15 protein-coding genes are annotated in these 17569 nt (G+C 67.8%); 8 read left to right on the top strand and 7 right to left on the bottom strand.

The genetic code is table 11. The annotated features are described in order from the left end of the window. Positions 1-61: 61 nt before the first annotated feature. The 3 genes from infB to nusA form a co-directional block, all read right to left on the bottom strand. A complete protein-coding gene (gene infB, locus PTQ19_RS05810; RefSeq protein ID WP_274368790.1) occupies positions 62-2842 on the bottom strand; it encodes a translation initiation factor IF-2 in 2781 nt (926 codons plus the stop codon). Positions 2843-2936: 94 nt separating this feature from the next. After that, positions 2937-3209, bottom strand: coding sequence for a YlxR family protein (locus tag PTQ19_RS05805; protein ID WP_206820672.1), 273 nt, complete (start codon positions 3207-3209; stop codon positions 2937-2939). 50 nt (positions 3210-3259) lie between these two features. Continuing rightward, complete coding sequence (gene nusA / locus PTQ19_RS05800) at positions 3260-4249, bottom strand: transcription termination factor NusA (RefSeq protein ID WP_274368789.1); 990 nt, start codon at positions 4247-4249, stop codon at positions 3260-3262. A gap of 124 nt (positions 4250-4373) precedes the next feature. Here nusA and PTQ19_RS05795 point away from each other — a divergent pair, with 124 nt between their 5' ends. Then, positions 4374-5723 carry a flavin monoamine oxidase family protein gene (locus PTQ19_RS05795; RefSeq protein WP_274368788.1) on the top strand — a complete coding sequence of 450 codons (1350 nt, stop codon included), beginning with the start codon at positions 4374-4376 and terminating at the stop codon, positions 5721-5723. A gap of 19 nt (positions 5724-5742) precedes the next feature. On the opposite strand, the gene PTQ19_RS05790 is transcribed toward PTQ19_RS05795, so the two are convergent. Continuing rightward, complete coding sequence (locus PTQ19_RS05790; RefSeq protein WP_274368787.1) at positions 5743-6777, bottom strand: TIGR00730 family Rossman fold protein; 1035 nt, start codon at positions 6775-6777, stop codon at positions 5743-5745. Between the two features lie 65 nt (positions 6778-6842). Here PTQ19_RS05790 and PTQ19_RS05785 point away from each other — a divergent pair, with 65 nt between their 5' ends. Then, the gene (locus tag PTQ19_RS05785; RefSeq protein WP_274368786.1) at positions 6843-7703 is read left to right on the top strand and encodes an ion transporter; all 861 of its coding nucleotides are present in this window, start codon (positions 6843-6845) and stop codon (positions 7701-7703) included. Between the two features lie 69 nt (positions 7704-7772). On the opposite strand, the gene PTQ19_RS05780 is transcribed toward PTQ19_RS05785, so the two are convergent. Beyond that, positions 7773-9527, bottom strand: a complete 1755-nt coding sequence (locus tag PTQ19_RS05780; protein WP_274368785.1) for a proline--tRNA ligase — start codon at positions 9525-9527, stop codon at positions 7773-7775. Positions 9528-9630: 103 nt separating this feature from the next. Between PTQ19_RS05780 and PTQ19_RS05775 the strand changes: the two genes are divergently transcribed. The 5 genes from PTQ19_RS05775 (at position 9631) to PTQ19_RS05755 (ending at position 14636) form a co-directional block, all read left to right on the top strand. Continuing rightward, entirely contained in the window at positions 9631-11049 is a 1419-nt protein-coding gene (locus tag PTQ19_RS05775) for an RNB domain-containing ribonuclease (RefSeq protein ID WP_274368784.1), read from the top strand. Further along, complete coding sequence (locus tag PTQ19_RS05770; RefSeq protein ID WP_274368783.1) at positions 11046-11909, top strand: aminoglycoside phosphotransferase family protein; 864 nt, start codon at positions 11046-11048, stop codon at positions 11907-11909. The genes PTQ19_RS05775 and PTQ19_RS05770 overlap by 4 nt, the downstream gene beginning before the upstream one ends. Positions 11910-12087: 178 nt before the next feature. Continuing rightward, on the top strand, positions 12088-12996 hold the full coding sequence (locus tag PTQ19_RS05765; RefSeq protein WP_274368782.1) for a hypothetical protein: 909 nt from the start codon (positions 12088-12090) through the stop codon (positions 12994-12996). Continuing rightward, a complete protein-coding gene (locus PTQ19_RS05760; protein WP_274368781.1) occupies positions 12993-13352 on the top strand; it encodes a GntR family transcriptional regulator in 360 nt (119 codons plus the stop codon). The genes PTQ19_RS05765 and PTQ19_RS05760 overlap by 4 nt, the downstream gene beginning before the upstream one ends. 105 nt (positions 13353-13457) lie before the next feature. Continuing rightward, entirely contained in the window at positions 13458-14636 is a 1179-nt protein-coding gene (locus tag PTQ19_RS05755; RefSeq protein ID WP_425313203.1) for an IS30 family transposase, read from the top strand. A 91-nt stretch (positions 14637-14727) separates the two neighbouring features. On the opposite strand, the gene PTQ19_RS05750 is transcribed toward PTQ19_RS05755, so the two are convergent. Together PTQ19_RS05750 and ispG are read right to left on the bottom strand one after the other, a co-directional pair. After that, positions 14728-15588, bottom strand: a complete 861-nt coding sequence (locus PTQ19_RS05750) for a hypothetical protein (RefSeq protein ID WP_274368780.1) — start codon at positions 15586-15588, stop codon at positions 14728-14730. Between the two features lie 24 nt (positions 15589-15612). Next, positions 15613-16764, bottom strand: coding sequence for a flavodoxin-dependent (E)-4-hydroxy-3-methylbut-2-enyl-diphosphate synthase (ispG, locus tag PTQ19_RS05745; protein ID WP_179411145.1), 1152 nt, complete (start codon positions 16762-16764; stop codon positions 15613-15615). A gap of 56 nt (positions 16765-16820) precedes the next feature. On the opposite strand from ispG, the gene PTQ19_RS05740 reads away from it, so the two are divergent. Continuing rightward, complete coding sequence (locus PTQ19_RS05740) at positions 16821-17459, top strand: pyroglutamyl-peptidase I (protein ID WP_274368779.1); 639 nt, start codon at positions 16821-16823, stop codon at positions 17457-17459. The last annotated feature ends 110 nt before the right edge of the window (positions 17460-17569 follow it).

Below are 17569 nucleotides of genomic sequence, written 5' to 3'. Positions count from 1 at the left end.
TCCGGTTCTCTTTTCCGTGTGAGGGGTGAGGGGCACCCGCAGGCGCCCCTCACCGTTCAGATCAGCCTCGCGGCTTCTCGACCATCTCGGTGGTCTCGATCTCGTCGCCCACCTGGATGTCGTTGTACTTGCCCAGGCCGATACCGGCTTCGAAGTCGGTACGGACCTCGGTGACGTCATCCTTGAAGCGACGCAGCGACTCGATGGCCAGGCCATCGGCGATGACGACACCGTCGCGGATGACGCGCGCCTTGGCGTTGCGCGTGATCGTTCCGGAACGGACGATGACACCGGCGATGTTGCCGAACTTCGAGGAACGGAACACCTCGCGGATCTCGGCGACACCCGACTGAACCTCTTCGAACTCGGGCTTGAGCATGCCCTTGAGCGAGTTCTCGATCTCGTCGATCGCCGAGTAGATGACCGAGTAGAACCGCACGTCGACACCCTCGCGGGACGCAGCCTCGCGGGCCTTGGTGTCGGGACGGACGTTGAAGCCCACGATGATCGCGTTGTCGATCGTCGCCAGGTTCACATCCGACTCGGTGATCGCACCCACACCGCGGTGGATGATGCGCAGCTGCACCGAGTCGTCGACCTCGATCTTGAGCAGCGACTCCTCCAGCGCCTCAACGGCACCCGAGACGTCACCCTTGATGATGAGGTTGAGCGTCTCGACCTTGCCCTCTTCGAGCGCACGGGTAAAGTCCTCGAGCGAGATGCGCTTGCGTGCCTTGGCGAGCTGAGCGTTGCGCTCCACGGCCTCACGCTTCTCGGCGATCTGACGGGCCATGCGGTCCTCTTCAGTGACGATGAAGACGTCACCGGCGCGGGGCACCGAGTTCAGACCCTGCACCTGCACGGGACGCGACGGCGCAGCAGCCGAAACAGACTCACCGTTCTCGTCGAGCATCGCACGCACACGGCCGTAGGCGGTGCCGGCGACGATCGCGTCACCGACGCGCAGCGTTCCGGACTGGATGAGCACCGTAGCGACCGAACCGCGGCCCTTGTCGAGCTTGGCCTCGATCGCGACACCACGGGCAGCCTTGTTCGGGTTGGCCGTGAGGTCGAGACCAGCGTCCGCGGTGAGCAGCACGGCGTCGATGAGCTCCTGGATTCCGGTACCGCCGCGAGCCGAGACGTCGACGAACATGACGTCGCCGCCGTACTCCTCGGCGACGAGACCGTACTCGGTGAGCTGCTGACGCACCTTGGCCGGGTTGGCCTCGGGCTTGTCGACCTTGTTGACCGCGACCACGATCGGCACGTCGGCCGCCTGTGCGTGGTTCAGCGCCTCGACCGTCTGCGGCATGATGCCGTCGTCGGCCGCGACGACGAGGATCGCGATGTCGGTGACCTGCGCACCACGGGCACGCATGGCGGTGAACGCCTCGTGTCCGGGGGTGTCGATGAAGGTCACCGCGCGCTCGACGCCGTCGTGCTCGGTCCAGATCTGGTACGCACCGATGTGCTGGGTGATACCGCCGGCCTCGCCCTCGATGACGTTCGTCTGACGGATCGCGTCGAGCAGTCGGGTCTTACCGTGGTCGACGTGACCCATGACGGTGACCACCGGCGGGCGGATCTCGAGGTCTTCGTCGTCTTCTTCAGCGAGCTCCTGCTCGAGGTTGAGACCGAAGCCCTCGAGGAGCTCCTTGTCCTCGTCCTCGGGCGAGACCATCTGAATCTTGTAGCCGAGCTCGGCACCGAGGACCTCGAAGGTGGCCTCGTCCAGCGACTCGGTGGCCGTGGCCATCTCGCCGAGGTTGAAGAGGATGGTGACGAGCGTTCCGGGCTGAACCGTGTAACCGTTCAGTGCTTCGAGCTTGTCGGCGAAGTCTGCGATCGAGGCGCCACGGCGCAGACGGATCGTCTCGCCGTTGCCCTTCTGGACATTGACGCCGCCGACGATCGGCGCCGACCGCATCTCGAACTCTTGACGCTTCGCCCGCCGCGACTTGCGCTGCTTGCTCTTGCCGCCGCCCTTACCGAACGCACCCGCGGTACCACCGCCGGGTCCGCGACCACGGCCACCGCCGCCACCGGGACGACCTGCGAAGCCGCCACCGGGACGTGCACCGGGACCGGCACCGGGGGCACCGGCACCGCCGGGACGACCGGGACCGCCCGTGCGCTGCTGGAACGGTGCGCCGGGACGACCGCCCTGGCCACCGCGACCGCCACCACCGGGACGACCCGGACGGGGTGCGCCGACGCGCGGCGAACCGGGACGCGGCGCCTGCGGCCGGGGGATGTTGCCAGGCGTGGGACGCTGGCCCATACCCTGCTGCGAAGCGAAGGGGTTGTTGCCCGGGCGGGGGCCGGCGGGGCGCTGTCCCATGCCCTGCTGGTTCGAGAACGGGCTGTTGCCGGGGCGCGGAGCGCCGGGCTTGGGAGCGTTGCCACCGGGCTTGGGGGCATTGCCACCGGGCTTCGGAGCGTTGCCACCGGGCTTGGGGGCGTTACCCCCGGGCTTCGGAGCCTCTGCACCCGGCTTCGGCGTGCTCGCCGCGGGCGCAGCGGTCTCAGGCTTCGCCGCAGGGGCGGGTGCCTCGGGAGTCTTGGCGGGTCCCGGCTTGGGACCGGGCGTCGGTGCCTTCGGCGCTGCGGGGCCGGGCTTGGGTGCGGCCTTCGCGGCCGGCTTGGCCTCGGCCTTGTCGCCGCCCTTTGCGGTGGGGTCGGCCTCGATCGCAGCGCGCAGCTTTCGCGCCACCGGGGGCTCGACCGTCGAGGACGGACTCTTCACGAACTCGCCGAGCTCCTTGAGCTTGGCGAGCGCGAACTTGCTGTCGACACCGAGTTCGGCAGCGATCTCATGCACACGTGGTTTGGCAGCCACAATTCTCCTGTCTGGGTCGGTCCACCCAGGCAGGGCAGACCACTAGTCGCGGACGGGTCTCATTTCGAGCCGTTCACTTTGTTTCCATAGCCGTTCAGCCTTTGTTTCTCGGACTGTGTCGTTCGACGTTCCTCACGTCCGACGCCTGCGGGAATCCGAAGGTGGCCGGTACGCGAAGTGCACGTGCGAAGGCCCGCCGCCGCAGAGCGGCTTGCAGGCATTCGACTGTCGGATGCAACCACGCCCCTCGCCCCGGCAGAACCGCTCGCTCGTCGAAGACGAGTTCACCGTTCTGCGCTGCCACCCTGATGAGGGCGGATCGAGAGGCACGAGCGCGACAACCGACACACGTTCGTACGGGTTCCATCTTACACCTCGCCCCTGAACAGCCGAATCAGCGCGCCGGGTGTCGCGTGCTCAGGAATCACCCATCACGCTGTCGGGCTGAATGTCGATCTTCGCCCCGGTCAGCTTGGCAGCGAGGCGGGCGTTCTGCCCCTCCTTGCCGATCGCCAGCGACAGCTGGTAGTCGGGAACCAGTGCACGCACGGCCTTGGTGCTGGCATCCAGCACGAACGCCGAGGTGACCTTGGCGGGCGAGAGTGCGTGGGCCACGAACGTGGCGAGGTCGGGGTGGTGGTCGACGATGTCGATCTTCTCACCGGCCAGTTCCTCGGTCACCGCGCGCACGCGTCGACCCATCTCACCGATGCACGAGCCCTTGGCGTTGACCGACGGATCGTTCGCCTTGACCGCGATCTTGGTGCGATGGCCGGCCTCACGGGCCAGCGAGACGATCTCGACGAGGCCGCCGGCGATCTCGGGAACCTCGAGTGCGAACAGCTTGCGCACGAGCCCCGGGTGCGTGCGCGAGACGGTGATCTGCGGGCCCTTCATGCCCTTCGCCACACTCGTGACGTACACACGCATGCGCTTGCCGTGCGGGTACTCCTCGCCGGGCACCTGCTCCTCGGGCGGCAGGATGGCCTCGACAGCGCCGAGGTCGACGTGGATCATGCGCGGGTTGGGACCCTGCTGGATGACACCGGCGACGATGTCACCCTCCTTGCCACGGAACTCGCCCAGCACCGCGTCGTCGGCGATGTCACGCAGGCGCTGGCCGATAACCTGCTTGGCGGCGTACGCGGCGATGCGGCCGAAGTCTTCGGGGGTGGTCTCTTCCTCACCGATGATCGCGCCCTCTTCGTCGCGCACCGGCTGCAGCACCGACACACCACCGCTGACGCGGTCGAGCTCGACGCGGACACCCTCGGGTACGGCGCCATCCTCAGAGACGTGCTTGCCGTAGGCGGTCAGGATCGCCTGTTCGATGATCGAAACGAGTTCATCGAAGGGGATCGCCTTCTCCTTCTCGATTCCGCGCAGCAGTGCGAGTTCGATCTTCATCAGCGGCCTCCCTATTCAGCTCTCCCCGCGTGAGAACGCTCCGCGGGCATCAGAACAGAATAGCGGAAACCCAGGCGGATGCGGATGCTGGACGCAATGTCGCGGTTGCCCGCATACTGACCACATGCAGCAAGTGGATACCGTCATCATCGGCGCCGGCATGGCCGGGGTCACCTGCGCACGGCTGCTGACCGACGCCGGACAGCGTGTCGTCGTGCTCGAGGCGCGCGACCGCGTGGGTGGGCGGATGCTCACCGAACGGTCGCCGGGCTTCCCGGTCGACCTCGGTGCGTCATGGATCCACGGCATTGACGACTCACCGCTATGGGAACTGGTGCAGACGTTGCGCATCCCCACGCTGGAGTACACGGTCGGGAGTTTTCAGGCCGGCGGACGCCCGATGATGCACTTCGACGGCGAGGGACGGCCGATGTCGGCCGCGGAAAGCGCCCGCTGGGTCGACGACGTTGCGTCCGTCGATCACGCACTGCACGCCGAGATCGCGCGCTCCTCCCCCGGCGATACCTACCTGGATGTCACCGAACGCGCCCTCGACGCATCCGGTCTCGACGCGGAGCGCATCGATGAGGTCCGCGAGTTCTTCCGGCATCGTGTTGAGGAGCAGTGCGGCGCGTGGATCGGGGATCTTGACGCGCACGGGCTCGACGAGGATGCCATCGACGGCGATGAGGTGATCTTCCCTCGCGGCTACGACGAGATCCCCGCTCGGCTCGCCGCCGGACTCGACGTCCGGTTCACGCACGAGGTCTCGCGGGTGGATCGTGACACCGACGGTGTGACGGTCACGACCGAGCAGGGCGTCTTCACTGGGGCATCCGCTGTCGTCACGGTGCCGCTCGGCGTACTCAAAGCGGGGGACATCGCGTTCGCTCCCCCGTTGCCGACCGACGTCTCCGGCCCAATCGAGCGCCTGGGCATGGGGGTGTTCAACAAGATCTTCCTGCAGTTCCCCGAACGGTTCTGGCCCGACGACAGCTATCTGCTCCGCGCCCTCGGCGAAGCCGGTGAACGCTGGCACTCGTGGTACGACCTCTCGGCGATCAGCGGGCTCCCCACCCTGCTGACCTTCGCGGCCGGCCCCCTGGGACGACACATGCAGACGCTGACCGACGACGAGATCGTCGCCGATGTTCTGCTGGCACTGCGCGCCCTCTACGGTGACGCCGTGCGGCAGCCGATCGCCCACTGGGTGACGCGCTGGGGGCTCGATCCCCACGCACGCGGTTCGTACTCGCACCTCGCGCTGGGCTCCAGCCACGACGACCACGACGCCCTCGCGGGCCCCGTCGATGGCATCCTGCACTTCGCCGGCGAGGCCACGTGGGGCGCGGAGCCCGCCACCGTGGGCGCCGCCTACTATTCCGGGCACCGCGCCGCGGAGCGCGTGCTCGGACGCCCCGTCGACCTCACGGCGGCAGCCGCCGCTGTCATCGCACGCGAGCGCGCCCGCTGACGAAGCGGATGCCGGCGACTCAGCCCGCCGACGGCAGATCGTTGATCGCGCGGATCAGCCGGAACAGCGAGCCCACCCGACGCTGCTCGAGGTGCAGGGCCAGACGCGGGAGCTCGATGACGTCATCATCGGCGCGCTCCACCTCCAGCGCCTCGATGCGTTCTATCCGGCCGTGCTCGCAGAGGTCCCCGAAACGATCGTTGAGGTCGGCGACCTCGGCATCGGTCGGCGGGTGCACGAGCCGCAGCACAAGCCGGTCACCGACCCACCGCAGCGAGTCGTAGTTGTGCCAGAACCCGGTGATGTTCGCGACGGCGTCGCTGACCGAGTCGGTGATCAGCACCCGGTCCATGTCGCCGGGTGAGATCACGCCGGCCGGCACGAGATGGTCATCGACGTAGGTCTTCAGCCCCTGCCAGAACGACCCGCCCGGCGAGTCGAGCAGAACGATCGGCGTGGGCTCGGCCTTGCCCGTCTGCTGCAGGGTGAGCAGTTCGAACATCTCGTCCATCGTGCCGAACCCGCCGGGCAGGCAGATGAATCCCCGTGACTCCTTGACGAGCATCAGCTTGCGCGTGAAGAAGTACTTCATCGCGACGACCTGCGCCTCCTCCGACACGGTCGCGTTCGCGCGTTCCTCGAACGGCAGACGGATCGATACACCGAGCGACATCTTCGACCCGGCGCCTTCGGCTGCGGCTTGCATGATGCCGGGCCCGGCGCCGGTGACGACCATCCATCCCTCGGCCGACAGCGCCGCGGCGACGTCCCGAGCGTGCAGGTACAACGGATCGTCGTGCTGAGTGCGGGCCGATCCGAACACCGTGACCTTGGGCACCGTCTCGAACGGACGGAACAGCCGGAAGGCCTGGTGCATCTCGCGCAGCGCCGCCGACGCGATCTTCAGGTCCAGCCGATCCATGTCCTCGATGCCCAGCAGAAGCGAAGTCTGCAGCATCCGCGTGATGAGGCCGCGCTCGGCGACGATTCCCGCGTCGTCGAGGAGGGCGGAGATCCGGTCGCGAAGGTCGGGGTCGAGCGATGCGTCGGTCATGCTGACAGCCTGTCATGTCTGCGACCATGGGATGCGCGCGCCGCGCGCACACCCGAGGAGGCACGATGGTTCCGAAGCCGCGAACGCAACGCCCGCCGCGCACGCACAGCAGCGAGCTGAAGGGCACCGCGTACGAGATCTTCATCGGCATCCTGTCGGTGATGTCGATCGTGAACCTGGTACTCGTGCTCGTGTTCACCGGCTACGAAGCCCTTCAGCTGGTCCTCGCGCTGATGAACGGTCTGTTCAACGTCATCTTCCTGATCGACTTCATCTATCGATTCACCACGTCAGAGGCCCGAGGTCGCTACTTCTTCCGACGGTTCGGATGGGCTGATCTGCTCGCGAGCGTGCCCCTGCCGCAGTTCAACATCCTGCGGGTGTTCCGCTTGCATCGCGTCTACCAGCTGTTGCGTGCACTCGGCTGGCGCGAGATCGTGCGCACCCTCATCCACGACCGCGCGAACAGCACACTGATGAGCTTGCTGATGATGGGCATCCTGGTGCTGCAGTTGGGCAGCCTGGCAATCCTCGCCGTCGAGGACGGCGCGGAGGGCGCCAACATCGACACGGCTTCCGACGCCATCTGGTACACGCTCGTGACCATCTCGACCGTCGGCTACGGCGATCAGTACCCGGTGACCAACGCCGGCCGCCTGATCGGCGTGGTCATCATCATCGTGGGCGTCGGCATCTTCGGAACGTTCACCGGCTACCTCGCCAATCTCTTCCTGGGTCCGTCGCGGCGGAGCGCCGAGCGACACACCACACAGCACCCGCCCTCCGTGCCCGACTCCGCCGCTGACGTCACCGCACTCGCTGGCACGCGGGACGACGATCATGAACGGGCACAGCTGGAACGCCTGCTCGCGCAGTCCGAGCGCCTGAGCGCCGAGCTGCGCCAGCTGCTCGAGGAACGACGCTGAGATCGCGTTGAGCCGCCCCGGGGACCGGGGCGGCTCAACGCGTTACGAGGGTTCTCGGGTGGGCGCGGTTCAGCGGGTCAGGCGCGCGATGGCATCCGCCGCGGACATCGCCTCGCGGTCGCCACTCGCGCGGTCCCAGAGCTCAACCTGGCCGTCGGCGGCGCCGCGCCCGACGATGACGATCTTCGGCACGCCGACGAGTTCGGCGTCGCCGAACTTCACGCCCGGCGACACCTTCACGCGGTCGTCGTACAGCACATCGAGTCGGGCGGCCTCCAACTGGTTCGCGATGTCCTCGGCCACGTCGAAGGCGACCTGGTCGCGCCCCGCGGCCACGACCTGCACGTCGAACGGTGCCACCGACGCCGGCCAGATCAGACCGCGATCGTCGTTGTTGAGCTCGGCGATGATCGCGAGGATGCGCGTGACGCCGATGCCGTACGAGCCCATCGTGACGGTGACGAGCTTGCCGTTCTGATCGAGCACCTTGAGACCCAGCGCCTCGGCGTACTTGCGCCCGAGCTGGAACACGTGTCCGATCTCCATGCCGCGTGCGATGGTGACGGGGCCCGAGCCGTCGGGGGCCGGGTCGCCGTCGCGCACGTTCGCGACCTCGGCGGTGCCGTCGGCGACGAAGTCGCGCCCGGCGACCACCGAGTGCGCGTGCTTCTGATCGATGTTGGCGCCGGTGATCCACCGGGTTCCGTCGGCGACGCGCGGGTCGACGACGTAGCGGATGCCGGTGGCCGACTCCTCACCGAGCACCGCGCCGGTCGGCGACCAGGGACCGATGTACCCGCGCACCAGCAGCGCGTGGCGCTCGAAGTCGGCATCCGTGGCCGGCTCGACCTCGGCCGGCGCGAAGGCCACCTCGGCGCGCTTCATGTCGACGTCGCGGTCACCGGGCATGCCGACGACGACCACCTCGCGGGTGCCGTCGAGGTGGGTCAGCGCGAGAACGACGTTCTTCAACGTGTCAGCGGCGGTGTACTCGCCGTCCAGGACGGCGTTCGAGTGCGCCACGAGCGTGTCGATCGTGGGCGTGTTCGGCGAGTCGAACACCGTGGCCGCGGGCGCGTCATCCCACGAGACGGCTGCGGGGGCCGTGGTCGTGTAGGCCTCGACGTTGGCGGCGTAGCCGCCCTCGCTGCGCACGAAGGTGTCTTCACCGACGGGCGTCGGGTGCAGGAACTCCTCGCTCCGCGAACCGCCCATGGCGCCGGCATCCGCCTGCACGATAACGTACTCGAGTCCGAGGCGCTGGAAGATCCGCTCGTAGGCGTCGCGCTGGGCCGCGTAGCTCGCGTCGAGCCCCTCGTCCGACGCGTCGAACGAGTAGGCGTCCTTCATCGTGAACTCGCGGCCGCGCAGCAGGCCGGCGCGGGGGCGAGCCTCGTCGCGGTACTTGTCCTGGATCTGGTAGATCGTCAGGGGCAGGTCCTTGTAGGACGAGTAGAGGTCCTTGACCAGCAGCGTGAACGCCTCTTCGTGCGTGGGCGCGAGCAGGTAGTCGCCGCCCTTGCGGTCCTGCAGACGGAACAGCAGGTCGCCATACTCGCCCCAACGGCCGCTCTGCTCGTAGGGCTCGCGCGGCATGAGCGCCGGGAAGTGCACTTCCTGGGCGCCCGCGGCCGACATCTCCTCGCGCACGATGCGCTCGATCCGCTCCTTCACCCGGAGGCCCAGTGGCAGCCAGGCGAAGATACCGGCAGCCTGCGGCCGGATATACCCGGCGCGGATCAGCAGCTTGTGACTGATGACCTCGGCGCCGGCGGGGTCTTCACGGAGCGTACGGAGGAAGAAGTTCGAAAGACGAGTGACCACGGGTCGATCCTAGTTGAGCGCCCGCCGCGGTGAGCGCCCGCGTTTCGCGCGCAACACCACCGCACTGACGTCGGCATGTACGCGGATGCGTAGGGTGGGTGGCATGCCGCAGCGCCGATCCCACGTCGCCCCGTCCGCCGCGCAGAGCGAACTGGCCGCCGCCCTGGCCGATCTCCGCACCGACATCGACGCGCCGACGGAGTTCTCACCGGAGGTGCTGGCCGAAGCCGAGGCGGCGAGCGCGCCGGCACCCGACCTCGACCTGCGCGACGTGCCCTTCGTCACCCTCGACCCGGTCGGATCCCGCGACCTCGATCAGGCCTTTCACCTGGAAGCGCGCGGCAGCGGATACCAGGTGCGGTACGCGATCGCCGACGTGCCGGCGTTCGTCGAGCCTGGTGGCGCGATGGATGCCGAGGCACGCCGCCGCGGACAGACCCTGTATCTCGCCGACGGCACCATCCCCTTGCATCCGCGGGTGCTGTCCGAGGACCGCGCCTCACTGCTCGCCGGGCAGGAACGCCCCGCTCTGGTGTGGACGTTCGCGCTGGACGACGCGGGAATCGTGTCATCGCATCGGGTGGAACGCGCGCTGATCCGTTCGCGGGAGCAGTTGGACTACACATCGGCGCAACGGATGCTGGATGCCGGCGACCCCGGCCCGCTCGCGCTGCTCCCTCGGATCGGCGCCGCGCGACTCGCTCAAGAACAGGACCGCGGCGGGGCGAGCCTGAACCTGCCCGACGACGAAGTCGTGCAACGCCCGGATGGGCGCTACGACATCGAACGGCGCGAGCCGCTGCCCGTCGAGGAGTGGAACGCGCAGCTGTCACTCATGACGGGGATGGCGGCGGCCGAGCGGATGCTCGATGCGAAAGTGGGTGTGCTGCGCACCATGCCCGCGCCCGATGAGCAGGCGTTCGAGCGATTCCGTTTGCAGACCGAGGCCCTGGGGCGTCCGTGGCGACAGGGACGCTACGGGGACTACCTGCGGGAGCTCGACCGCTCGGATCCGCTGACCCTCCCCGTGCTGGAGGCCGCGGCCTCGTTGTTCCGCGGTGCGGGCTACGTCGTCTTCGACGGGCAGGTGCCGACCGATATCGAGCAGGCCGCGATCGCCGCGCCCTATGCGCACGCGACCGCTCCCCTGCGCCGTTTGGTCGATCGGTGGGCGCTCGCGATCTGCCTGGCCGTCTCGAACGGGGCTCCCGCACCGCGCTGGGCCCGGGACTCGCTGTCAGAGCTCCCTGGCCTCATGCAGCAGTCCGGGCAACGCGCTTCGCGGCTGAACGCCGACACGGTGAACCGCGTCGAAGCGGCTCTGTTGCATCCGTTGATCGGGCAGCCCGTGGAGGCGACCGTGATCGAACTGCGCGGCGAGAACCGCGCCGCCGTTCAGATCGCCGATCCCGCCGTGACCGCGACCGCACCCGTTCCACCCGGCACACGGCCCGGCGAGACGGTGCGCCTGCGGCTCACCGGCACCGACATCGCCGCCGGCACCGTCGAGTTCGCCACGTGAACGCGCTGCTGAGCGACCGGTTGTCGGTCCCGCAGGCCGCTTGGGTACAACAGCGGATGCCGGACGCCGTGATCGTGCGAGACATGTCGTGGCACCTGGTCGCGTCGATTGTGCTGCATGTTCGCGGTTCGCTGGACGGCGAGACGATTGATGCGGTCGTGAAAACGGGCGATGTGACGAATCATCACATCCCACGGGAGATCGCCGCGCACGCACGTTGGACGCACGACCTCGTGTCCACACAGCACAGCGCACGCCTGATCGATGCGGACTCCAACGAACGCGTGATGCTGTTCGAGTTCCTGCCCGGTGCACTCGTGGAGGCGACCGATGCGGAGGGGCACACCGGCACATATACGCAGGCCGGGGCGCTGTTGCGGCGTCTGCATAGTCAAGACCGCCACATGGATGCAGAGCACGAGGCGCGCGCGAACGCCCGGGCGATCCAGTGGCTCGACGGAGAGCACCGGGTGACTCCGGCCATCGCCACGCGGGCGCGCGGCATCCTCGCTGATGATCCGGCGCCGCCGGTCGAGGTCGTGCCGACCCACGGCGATTGGCAGCCACGCAACTGGCTGATCCACGACGGTGTCGTTCGGGTGATCGACTTCGGACGCTTCGCGTTCCGTCCGCCATCGACGGACCTCCTGCGTCTTGCCGCGCAGCAGTGGCGAGGGCGCCCTGATCTGGAGTCCGCGTTCTTCGAAGCGTACGGGCCGGATCCGCGAGAGCCGGATCGCTCACGCATCAGTGCGCTGCGCGAGGCCGTTGGCACCGCGTGCTGGGCATATCACGTAGGCGAGGAGCGATTCGAGGCGCAGGGGCATCGGATGCTGGCAGAGGCCCTACGGGCGTTCTGAACTCAACCGGAACCGGCGCGTCTGCGCACGCAACTCCGGAGATCTGGCGGGAAACGGCGGGAAAAGGGGCCTAACCGCCCGCGTACTGCGAGTTTTTCCGGAGTTGTGAACGCCTTGCCTTTGTATCAACTCATCGGTACATTGTGGGCCACGGCAGCACGACAGGAGAGGCGACGCGATGGTCATGATGTGGGTGTTGCTCTGGGGGCCGCTCGTCTTGGCCGCGATGGTCGGCCTCGCGATCCATCTGAGCGCACGGCGGGTCATTCCCCGCCACCTGGGCGTGGTCGGCGTCTTCTGTGCGATCGCCGGGGGTGTGCCCGCTCTCGTGATCGGTTCTCTGCGCGTAGCGCACCTCATGCCGTGGGGTCCGATCGGATTCGATCTCGGAATGCGCGCGGCGCTGCCTATCGCCCTCGGCATCGGAGCGATTGCGCTTCTACTGATCCGGCCCAGTACTCCTCGCCCAGCCGCGACCGCCAGCCTCGCACCGCGCACGATGCGCACGTTCACCTCGCTGGCTTGGATCATCACACTCGCGGGTTTGGTGCTGGCGATCGTCGCTCTCACCTGGGCAGCAGGCGTCGCTTCCGTCTCTGACCACGAGGGCTATCGAACGATGTACGAGGTCACCGTGGGTACCGCGGGATCGGTCGGCACGACAATCTACGGCTGGTACTACTCGTTGCCCTCGCTACTGCTGCTCGCGGCGCTGGTCGCGCTCACGATCTTCGCGTGGTGGTGGATTCCTCGCCGAGCCTGGGACGGTGACGTCGACCGGGACACCGCGTTCCGACGTCTGCAGGCATCCAACATCGGGCGCGCAGCGTGCGGCGCGCTGCTCGTACATCTCGGCGTCGTCTTGTCATCACTCGCTGCGACGTCAGAGCTGGGGGGCGTGTTCTCGTCCGATGATCTCGGCACGGTCCGTGTCGGCGCATCATTCGCGGCGATCGGTGCGTTGCTGTGGTGGTCCGGTGAGATCGCGCGCGTCGCGGGACTCGCGATGTGGGTCGTCATAGCGCTCACCGGCATGCCCACGGCCGAACGGCGTGCCAGCACCCACCATCGGACGCTCAGGCCATGAGAATCACCATCTCGCCCTCAGGCGGCACTCCGGCCGAACAGGTGTACGACCAGCTGAGGGGGCTGATCACCACCGGCGGCCTCGCCGCCGACGATCGGTTGCCCTCTGTGCGCCGCTTGGCAGCCGATCTCGGCGTGGCCCCCGGGACCATCGCAAAGGCGTACAGGCGACTCGAGGAAGACGAGCTCGTCGTCTCACGTACGGGGGCGGGCACTCGCGTCAGCCCGCAGGCGTCGGCTGTCTCCCGGAGCGTCGCCCGGGCTGCGCGTTCCTTGATCGTCGCGGCGAAACACGACGGACTCACATACGAGGACACCCAGCGCGCACTACGCGCGATGTGGATGTCGGATCGCTGATCGAGCCGTCTGCATCCCGTCGCCCGCTGCAGTTCCTCGGAGATCTGCGCACTCTCGGAGGGCGGATTCATATGGTCGATGCATCGGTTGATGCGGAGGTCGTTGATGACGTATTCGGTTGCGGTCAGGGATGCGGCGCTGCTGGCGGTGTGTCAGGGGCTCTCTTTCGGGCGCGCTGCGCAGGTCGTTGGCGTGTCAGACAAAACGATCGGGATGTGGTGGCGGGACAGTGTCGGTATGCCAGTGTTTCGTCGCCAGAAGCCTGTTTCCGACCCTCTACGCCCGGACTCGGTGCCAGGTCGGGGGTTGACGTTGGAAGAGCGAATCGAGATCCAGTCCGGCGTGCGAGCGGGCCTGTCTCAGCGCGAGATCGGTTGGCGGGTTGGCCGGGATCAGTCGGTGATCTCTCGTGAACTCGCTCGGCACCGGGGTGTGGATGGTCAGTATTGCGCGGCGGTCGCGGAGCTGTCCGCGCAGCGTGGCCGGCGACGGCCGAAGGAGTTCAAACTCAACACGAACCCATCCCTCGCCGCGCAGATCACCGACTGGATGGACGATGGGTGGAGTCCGAAGCTGATCGCGACGGTCCTCGAAATCGACCATCCGGACGACAAGACTTGGCGGGTGAGCCACGAGACGATCTATCAGGCCCTGTATGTCCAAGGGCGCGGCCAGTTACGCCAGGATCTGGCCCGTCAGCTGTCCACCGGGCGCACGGCCCGCAAGTCCCGGGAAGGGGCGAGCAGGCGTTCACCGAGCCCGTTCAAAGACGCGTTGAAGATCAGCCAACGCCCTGCTGAGGTCGAGGACCGTGCGGTCCCTGGGCATTGGGAGGGGGACCTGATCCTCGGCGCAGGGAACCGGTCAGCGATCGGGACACTGGTGGAGCGGACCACCCGGTTCACGATCCTGCTGCACCTGCCCAACTGCCACACGGCAACCGAAGTCGCCGGGGCGATGATCCGCGAGATGAGCAAGCTCCCCGACCACCTGCGCCGATCGATCACCTGGGACCGAGGAACCGAACTGGCTGACTACGTCGACATTCAACTCGATCTGCAAGCCCCCGTCTACTTCTGCGACCCACACTCACCCTGGCAGCGCGGCACGAACGAGAACACCAACCGGCTCCTGCGGCACTGGTTCGCCAAGGGCAGCGACCTATCCGCCTGGACCGCCGAGGACCTGCGCCACGTCGCCGACAAACTCAACGCCAGACCCCGCCCCACCCTTGAGCTGAGAACACCCGCCCAAGCGTTCAACGAGTTCCTCCTAACCGCATGATGCATCCACCGCTTGACTTCCGGGATGCATCCGCCGAGCGTCTCCGAAGTTGTGCAGATCTCCGACGCTGTGCACCTCCGAAGGTGCGCGATCAGTCGCGCAGCGGTGTGACGCGCGTGGTCATCACCAGCAGCTGCGGGTCCGACAGGTCGAGGGTCACGCTGACCGCGCCGAGCTCCGACAGCGCGTGAACGTGCGTACCACCGCAGGGGAAGCCGACCTCGCCCTCGGGCAGCGCGCAGCGCCATGCCCGACGATCGATGATCGTCTCACCTTCGGTGTCGACCCGGCTCTCGGCATCGGATGCCACCCACGTCGCCAGCTGCTCATTGATGCGCGCCTCGCGTTCGGCCAGTGTCGCCGCGAAGCCCTCCGAGTCGAATCCCGCCTTGCGCAGGCTCTTGCCCAGCCGGTACTCGTCGACGCTGCCGTCCTCGACGATGCGGCTGGACTGGTTCGCCCGCCCCTCGAAGTCGGGATTACCCAGCGGGTCGGTGCCAACCTCCTTGCGCCACAGGTCTGCCAGTGCGGCATCCAGCGCGAGTGACGCGAGGTGGCACGCCGAGTGGCCACGGCTCAGAGCGGCCCTGCGGTCAGCATCCGCCTCCAGCACGGCGGCAGCGCCGACGGCGACCTCCGCGGGGATCTCGCCCTCGATGCGGTGCCCCACCAGCCACGTCCAGCCCTCGCCACCGCGCTTGACGGGGATGTCCGAGCCCACGGCCAACGCTCCGTCATCGCTGACGGCGGCCATGACCGCTTCGCCGACGGCGAGCGTGACGTCGCCGGCGCGGATGGTCCCGCTGTCGCCGGGCTGGTCGGGCCAGGCGTGATCGACCGGATGGAACGGAGTGGCATCGACGACGACGATCGAGGCCTCCCGATCGATCAGGAGCACCTCGCCCTCGCCCGTCGTGGAACCGTCAGAGAACGACACGCGCGTGGACTGCATACGCCCACGCTACGCGAACCGGGCTCAGCCGGTGATCACCTGAGCGGTACCGATCGGCGCGTCGACGCCCATCTCGGCGGCGATCCGGTTCGCCTCCTCGATCAGCGTCTGCACGATGTCTTCCTCGGGCACCGTCTTGATGACCTCGCCCTTGACGAAGATCTGTCCCTTGCCGTTGCCGGAGGCGACACCGAGGTCGGCCTCGCGGGCCTCGCCCGGGCCGTTGACGACGCAGCCCATGACGGCGACGCGCAGCGGCACGGTCATGTCCTTGAGTCCCTCGGTCACACTGTCGGCGAGCGAGTACACGTCGACCTGAGCGCGGCCGCACGACGGGCACGACACGATCTCGAGCGTGCGCTCGCGCAGGTTCAGCGACTGCAGGATCTGGTGCCCGACCTTGACCTCTTCGGCCGGCGGGGCCGACAGCGACACACGGATGGTGTCGCCGATGCCCTCACTGAGCAGGATGCCGAACGCCGTGGCGCTCTTGATCGTGCCCTGGAAGGCGGGGCCCGCTTCGGTGACGCCCAAGTGCAGCGGCCAGTCACCACGCTCGGCGAGTTGACGGTAGGCCTTTACCATGACGATCGGGTCGTTGTGCTTGACCGAGATCTTGAAGTCGTGGAAGTCGTGCTCCTCGAACAGCGAGGCCTCCCAGACGGCGCTCTCGACGAGTGCCTCGGCGGTCGCCTTGCCGTACTTCTGCAGCAGACGGGGGTCGAGCGAGCCCGCGTTCACGCCGATGCGCAGTGACACCCCCGCGGCCTTCGCCGCAGCGGCGATCGCTCCGACCTGATCGTCGAACTTGCGGATGTTGCCCGGGTTGACGCGCACCGCGCCGCAGCCGGCGTCAATGGCCTGGAAGACGTACTTCGGCTGGAAGTGGATGTCGGCGATCACGGGGATCTGACTCTTCTTCGCGATGATGTGCAGCACATCGGCGTCGTCCTGGCTGGGGACGGCGACGCGCACGATCTCGCAGCCGGATGCCGTCAACTCGGCGATCTGCTGCAGAGTGCCGTTGATGTCGGTGGTCTTCGTCGTGGTCATCGATTGCACGCTGACCGGTGCATCGCCGCCGACGAGCACCTTGCCGACCCGGATCTGACGGGACTTGCGACGAGGGGCGAGGACTTCGGGGACGCGCGGCATCCCAAGATTCACTGCGGGCACGACTCCAGGCTACCCCGGTCGGATCGGCCCCGGCTGGAAGTCCGTAGGATGTGCGGGTGTCCACGATCCTGCTCACCGGCTTCGAGCCCTTCGGGGGTGACTCGCGCAATCCCTCGGCGGAAGCCGTGAACCGCGTTGCCGCCACGTACGACGGACCGCACGAACTCGTTACCGCGACGCTTCCCGTCTCTTTCGCCGGCTCTGCAGCCGAGCTCGGCCGGCTCATTGATGCGCACCGCCCCGACGCCGTCGTCGCGACCGGGCTCGCCGGCGGCAGCGCCCGCATCGCTGTGGAGCGCATCGGGGTGAATCTGATGGATGCCCGGATCGCCGACAACGACGGGCACCAGCCCACCGACGAGGCCTGCGAGCCTGGCGGACCGGCCGCGCGCTTCGCAACCCTTCCCGTCAAGCGCATCGTGCAGGCGCTGAGCGACGCGTGTATCCCCGCCCACGCCTCGCTGACCGCGGGCTCGTTCGTCTGCAACCACGTGCTGTACACGGCTCTCGCCGCCGCAGAACGCGCCGCGGCCGGAACCGTCCCGGTCGGCTTCGTGCACGTGCCCTGGTCGACGCCCACGGCACCCGAGGGGGCGCCGCATCTGTCTGAGAGCGACATCGCCCGTGGCATCCGCATCGTCCTCGATCAGGTCTTCGAAACGGAGCAGCGTGCCGTCGGCGGCACCGTCTGGTGACGTCATCGCGCCGAGCCGCCGAGCGCGGATGTGGTAATTTCGGCGCATGTCCGTGAACCGCACCTGGTGGCCCGCCTGTTAGGCGGTGTGTTCGCGAACCCAGAACCAGA

It is taken from the genome of Microbacterium esteraromaticum (assembly GCF_028747645.1).
In the GTDB taxonomy this organism is placed as follows: Bacteria; Actinomycetota; Actinomycetes; order Actinomycetales; family Microbacteriaceae; genus Microbacterium; species Microbacterium esteraromaticum_C.
This window is presented reverse-complemented; position numbering and strand designations above follow the sequence as displayed.

Bases quoted from the DNA above. Each gene is read 5' to 3' on its own strand.
- PTQ19_RS05805 (WP_206820672.1), bottom strand. From the start codon at position 3,209: ATGGAACCCGTACGAACGTGTGTCGGTTGTCGCGCTCGTGCCTCTCGA.
- nusA (WP_274368789.1), bottom strand. From the start codon at position 4,249: ATGAAGATCGAACTCGCACTGCTGCGCGGAATCGAGAAGGAGAAGGCG.
- PTQ19_RS05795 (WP_274368788.1), top strand. From the start codon at position 4,374: ATGCAGCAAGTGGATACCGTCATCATCGGCGCCGGCATGGCCGGGGTC.
- PTQ19_RS05790 (WP_274368787.1), bottom strand. From the start codon at position 6,777: ATGACCGACGCATCGCTCGACCCCGACCTTCGCGACCGGATCTCCGCC.
- PTQ19_RS05785 (WP_274368786.1), top strand. From the start codon at position 6,843: ATGGTTCCGAAGCCGCGAACGCAACGCCCGCCGCGCACGCACAGCAGC.
- PTQ19_RS05775 (WP_274368784.1), top strand. From the start codon at position 9,631: ATGCCGCAGCGCCGATCCCACGTCGCCCCGTCCGCCGCGCAGAGCGAA.
- PTQ19_RS05765 (WP_274368782.1), top strand. From the start codon at position 12,088: ATGGTCATGATGTGGGTGTTGCTCTGGGGGCCGCTCGTCTTGGCCGCG.
- PTQ19_RS05760 (WP_274368781.1), top strand. From the start codon at position 12,993: ATGAGAATCACCATCTCGCCCTCAGGCGGCACTCCGGCCGAACAGGTG.
- PTQ19_RS05755 (WP_425313203.1), top strand. From the start codon at position 13,458: ATGACGTATTCGGTTGCGGTCAGGGATGCGGCGCTGCTGGCGGTGTGT.
- PTQ19_RS05750 (WP_274368780.1), bottom strand. From the start codon at position 15,588: ATGCAGTCCACGCGCGTGTCGTTCTCTGACGGTTCCACGACGGGCGAG.